General features: G+C 66.8%; 4 protein-coding genes. All 4 read left to right on the top strand.

Annotated features, from left to right (window positions below; translation table 11 throughout):
• Positions 1 to 197: acyl-CoA dehydrogenase family protein (locus AC1DT6_RS39975; RefSeq protein ID WP_477115573.1), on the top strand; the 197-nt coding region annotated here is incomplete at its 5' end.
• Between the two features lie 65 nt (positions 198 to 262).
• Positions 263 to 1870 carry a carboxyl transferase domain-containing protein gene (locus AC1DT6_RS39970; protein ID WP_441626770.1) on the top strand — a complete coding sequence of 536 codons (1608 nt, stop codon included), beginning with the start codon at positions 263 to 265 and terminating at the stop codon, positions 1868 to 1870.
• Positions 1871 to 1939: 69 nt separating this feature from the next.
• Complete coding sequence (locus AC1DT6_RS39965; RefSeq protein ID WP_477104747.1) at positions 1940 to 2728, top strand: enoyl-CoA hydratase/isomerase family protein; 789 nt, start codon at positions 1940 to 1942, stop codon at positions 2726 to 2728.
• 112 nt (positions 2729 to 2840) lie between these two features.
• The gene (locus AC1DT6_RS39960) at positions 2841 to 4865 is read left to right on the top strand and encodes an acetyl/propionyl/methylcrotonyl-CoA carboxylase subunit alpha (RefSeq protein WP_441626774.1); all 2025 of its coding nucleotides are present in this window, start codon (positions 2841 to 2843) and stop codon (positions 4863 to 4865) included.
• Positions 4866 to 5366: the final 501 nt, after the last annotated feature.

Here is a 5366-nt window from a genome sequence, read left to right as displayed (position 1 = left end):
CGGTCATCCTGTACACCGCCGAGAAGGCCACCTGGATGGCCGGCGAGTCGGTGCAGATCCTGGGCGGCAACGGCTATATCAACGAATACCCGGTCGGCCGGCTGTGGCGCGACGCCAAGCTGTATGAGATCGGCGCCGGCACGTCGGAAATCCGGCGCATGCTGATCGGGCGCGAGCTGTACGCCGAAACGGCGTAAGCTGCCCTGCCGGCCTGCGCCGCCGCGATCACTGCACGCCATAAAAGAACAGAGACCCGACACCTATGCCCACGCTCGAAACCAAACTCAATGCTCGCTCGGAATCCTTCCGCGCCAATGCCGACGCCATGCAGGCGCTGGTCGCCGACCTCAAGGCGAAGATCGCCAGGCTGGCCGAAGGCGGCGGCGAAGAAGCCCGCGCCAAGCACCTCGGGCGGGGCAAGCTGCTGCCGCGCGATCGCGTGCAGCAACTGCTCGATCCGGGCACGCCGTTCCTGGAACTGTCGCAGCTCGCGGCTTATGACATGTACGACAATGCCGCGCCCGGCGCCGGCATCATCACCGGCATAGGCAGCATCGCCGGGCAGGAATGCGTGATCGTCTGCAATGACGCTACCGTCAAGGGCGGCACCTACTACCCGCTCACCGTGCGCAAGCACCTGCGCGCGCAGGAAATCGCCGAGCAGAACAACCTGCCCTGTATCTACCTGGTGGATTCCGGCGGCGCCAACCTGCCCAACCAGGACGACGTCTTCCCTGACCGCGATCACTTCGGCCGCATCTTCTACAACCAGGCCAACCTGTCCAAGCAAGGCATCCCGCAGATCGCGGTGGTGATGGGTTCGTGCACGGCGGGCGGAGCCTACGTGCCGGCGATGAGCGACGAGTCCATCATCGTCAAGAACCAGGGCACGATTTTCCTGGGCGGCCCGCCGCTGGTGAAAGCGGCTACCGGTGAAGAAGTCACGGCCGAAGACCTGGGCGGGGCAGACGTGCACACACGCCTCTCGGGCGTGGCCGATTACTTCGCGCAGAACGACGCGCACGCGCTGTCGCTGGCGCGCAATATCGTGCAGCACCTGAACCGCCGCAAGCCGGACCAGATCCGCCTGCACGAGCCCCTGCCCCCGCGTTATCCGGTGGAAGAACTGTATGGCGTGATTCCTACCGACACGCGCAAGCCGTATGACGTGCGCGAAGTCATTGCACGCATCGTGGACGATTCGGATTTCGACGAATTCAAGGCGCGCTACGGCACCACGCTGGTTTGCGGTTTTGCGCGGATCTGGGGCTATCCGGTCGGCATCATCGCCAACAATGGCATCCTGTTCTCGGAATCGGCGCTGAAGGGCGCGCACTTCATCGAGCTGTGCTGCCAGCGCAAGATCCCGCTGGTGTTCCTGCAGAACATCACCGGTTTCATGGTGGGCCGCAAGTACGAGAACGAAGGCATTGCGCGCAACGGCGCCAAGATGGTGACGGCGGTGGCGACGGCGCAGGTGCCGAAGTTCACGGTGATCATCGGCGGCTCGTTTGGCGCGGGCAACTACGGCATGTGCGGGCGCGCGTATTCGCCGCGCTTCCTGTGGATGTGGCCGAACGCGCGGATCTCGGTGATGGGCGGCGAGCAGGCGGCCAGCGTGCTGGCTACCGTGCGCCGCGACGGCATCGAGGCCAAGGGCGGCAGCTGGAGCGCCGAGGAAGAGGACAAGTTCAAGCAGCCTATCCGCGACCAGTACGAGCACCAGGGCCACCCCTACTACGCCAGCGCGCGGCTGTGGGACGACGGCGTGATCGATCCCGCGCAGACGCGCACGGTGCTGGGCCTGGGCTTGTCGGCCAGCCTGAACGCGCCGATCGGCGAGATGAAGTTCGGCGTGTTCCGCATGTGATCGCGCGCCGTGATCGCACGCGCAAATGCCCCGGATATTGAATCGCACCGCATCGCACAGGACACAACCATGGAATTCACCACCCTGACCGTCACCGCCGCGCAGCACGTGGCCACCGTCACGCTGAACCGGCCGGACGTGCGCAACGCCTTTAACGAGACCGTGATCGCCGAGCTGACCGGCGCCTTCCGCGCGCTGGGCAGCGAGCCCGCGGTGCGTGCCATCGTGCTGGCGGGCAATGGCCCGGCCTTCTGCGCGGGCGCGGACCTGAACTGGATGAAGAAGATGGCCGGCTACTCGCACGACGAGAACCGGTCCGATGCGCTGACCCTGGCGCAGATGCTGCACACGATCTGGGCCTGCCCCAAGCCCGTGATTGCACGCATCCACGGCGACACCTATGCCGGCGGCGTGGGCCTGGTTGCGGCCTGCGACATCGCCGTGGCCGCTGAGCCGGTGAATTTCTGCCTGTCGGAAGCGCGCCTGGGCCTGTTGCCCGCCACCATCAGCCCCTATGTGATCCGCGCCATGGGCGAGCAGGCCGCGCGCCGCTACTTCATCACGGCCGAGCGCTTCGGCGCCGCCGAGGCGCTGCGGCTGGGCTTTGTGCATGAGGTGGTGCCGGCCGACGCGCTGGATGCCAAGGTGGCCGAACTGGCCGCCGCGCTGGTGGCCAACAGCCCCAACGCCGTGCGCGAGAGCAAACGGCTGGTGCAGGAGGTGCCGGGCCGGGCCATCGACGATGCGCTGCTGGCCGATACCGCCGACCGCATTGCGGCGATCCGCGCCTCGGAAGAAGGCCGCGAGGGCGTGCGTTCCTTCCTGGAAAAACGCTCGCCGTCCTGGCGGCCTGCCTGAGCGAACCTCCAGCCAGCCCCCAGCCAATCAAGCGCCGTGCTGCACGGGTAGCCGCCGAACCACCCGCGCGGCCATCGCAGCCACGCCGCCAGAACTAAAACTAGGAACAGCCATGTTCAACAAGATCCTGATCGCCAACCGCGGCGAAATCGCCTGCCGCGTGGCAGCCACCTGCCGCCGCCTTGGCATCCGCACGGTAGCGGTCTACTCCGACGCCGACGCCAACGCGCGCCATGTGGCGCTGTGCGACGAGGCCGTGCACATCGGCGGTGCCGCCGCGCGCGACAGTTACCTGCGCGGCGACCACATCATCGAGATGGCCAAGGCGACCGGCGCGCAGGCGATCCATCCGGGCTACGGCTTCCTCTCCGAAAACGACGGCTTCGCCGATGCCTGCGCCGCGGCGGGTCTGGTCTTTATCGGCCCGCCGGCATCGAGCATCCGCGCCATGGGCAGCAAGAGCGCGGCCAAGCGCCTGATGGAAGAAGCCGCGGTGCCGCTGGTGCCGGGCTATCACGGCGAGGACCAGGACCCGGCGCTGCTGCGGCACGAGGCCGACCGCATCGGCTACCCGGTGCTGCTGAAAGCCAGCGCCGGCGGTGGCGGCAAGGGCATGCGCGTGGTGGAAGCCAGCGAAGGCTTCGAAGCCGCGCTGGCTTCGGTGCAGCGCGAGGCCAGCGCCAGCTTCGGCGACGACCGCGTGCTGGTGGAGAAATACCTGACCCGCCCGCGCCATATCGAAATCCAGGTGTTCGCCGACACGCACGGCAACTGCGTCTACCTGTTCGAGCGCGACTGCTCGGTGCAGCGGCGCCACCAGAAGGTGCTGGAGGAAGCCCCGGCGCCCGGCATGAGCGAGGAACGCCGGCGGGCGATGGGYGAAGCCGCCGTTGCGGCGGCGCAGGCCGTCGGCTATGTCGGCGCGGGCACCGTTGAGTTCATCGCCAACCAGGACGGCTCGTTCTACTTCATGGAGATGAACACCCGCCTGCAGGTGGAGCATCCCGTCACCGAGATGATCACCGGGCAAGACCTGGTGGAATGGCAATTGCGCGTGGCCTCGGGCGAGCCGTTGCCGCTGAAGCAAGATCAGCTTCGCATCCACGGCCACGCGCTGGAAGCACGCGTCTACGCCGAGAATCCCGACAAGGGGTTCCTGCCCTCCACCGGCACGCTGCGCTACCTGCGCACCCCGGCGGCGGTGACGTTCGCCCTTGGGCATGACGGCGACGGCCCGGCCGGCGTCCGCATCGATTCCGGCGTGCGCGAGGGCGACACCATCAGCCCCTACTACGACCCCATGATCGCCAAGCTGATCGTGTGGGGCCGCGACCGCGAGGAAGCGCTCGCCCGCATGGCGCAGGCGCTGGCGGAGTATCACGTGGTGGGCCTTTCGACCAATATCGCCTTCCTGCAACGGCTGGTGACTTCGCAGGCGTTCCGCACCGCCGACCTCGACACCGGGCTGATCGAACGCAACCAGGCAGCATTGTTCCCGCCGCCGGCGCAGGTGGGCACCGAGACCATCGCGCTGGCGGTAGCGGCGCTGATGGATGCGGAAACCCGCGCGCGGCGCGTCGATCCGGCGGATGCGCATTCGCCGTGGCAAAACGCCGGGGCATGGCGCTTGAACGGCGACGCCAGCAGCCAGTTCCGCCTGCGCACCAGCGAAGGTGAAACGCTTGCCAGCCTGCGCAGCGATGGCGGCAAGCAATGGCTCACCGTGGGCGAGCAGACCGTGCCCTTCCGCGCCACCACCCAGGCCGGCGGCTACGCGCTTGACCTTGGCGCGCGCACCGTCAAGGGCAGCGCCCATATCGACGGTGAAACGCTTTACGTGTTCAGCGGCGCGCAGCAAACCCGGCTGGAGGTCATCGACCCGCTCGCCCACGCGGGCACGGCCGATGCCGAGGGCGGCAAGCTGGTGGCACCGATGCCGGGGCGCATCATCGCGGTGATGGTCCAGGCTGGCGCCGTCATCGGCAAGGGTGATCCGCTGATCGTGATGGAAGCCATGAAGATGGAGCACACGCTGACTGCGCCCGCTGACGGTGTGGTGCAGGAAGTGCTCTATGCCATTGGCGATCAGGTGCAGGATGGCGCGCAGTTGGTCACGTTGGAAGATGTTGTGGTGTGAGTGGATGCCTTTTTTTGGGGCTGCYTGTAGCCCCGCTGACGCGGGGGGATGCGTTTGTTGGGCGGGGTTTTATTGCTTCTAGCTGCTGTCGCGGCTGTGCGGGGTTGGCCGTTTACGCACACGGAGGTGTCACTTTTCTTTACTCGTAAAGAAAAGTAACCAAAAGAAAGCGATCCTTGCAGGAGGCTGGCGTGTCGGGCTTACGCAGCCCATTGGATTCGTCGTCAGGCCCCGGGTTCTAATAGCCTCGTGCCGTCACCGGTTCGGAGCACCACGACCCAGCCAATGCCCAGGGATTCGTGGTGGTCCCCCCGGTAGCGGCCACCGCGAATTTCAGGCCGTCTGTCGCTCGCGGCGCGGACGGCCACGAAGTTGCAAGCGCCCCGTTTCCGTCGTGGGCGCGGTGGCACCGGATTGCTAGGACCAGGACCTTCTTCACCGCGCCCACCCCACCACGAAACCATCACGGCGTGATAACCACGAAACCATCACGGCGTGATA

This window comes from Cupriavidus sp. 01L45, from assembly GCF_056399885.1.
This window is presented reverse-complemented; position numbering and strand designations above follow the sequence as displayed.

What these genes read in the sequence shown, in the direction of transcription:
- AC1DT6_RS39965 (WP_477104747.1), top strand. Translation starts at nt 1,940, where the DNA reads ATGGAATTCACCACCCTGACCGTCACCGCCGCGCAGCACGTGGCCACC.
- AC1DT6_RS39970 (WP_441626770.1), top strand. Translation starts at nt 263, where the DNA reads ATGCCCACGCTCGAAACCAAACTCAATGCTCGCTCGGAATCCTTCCGC.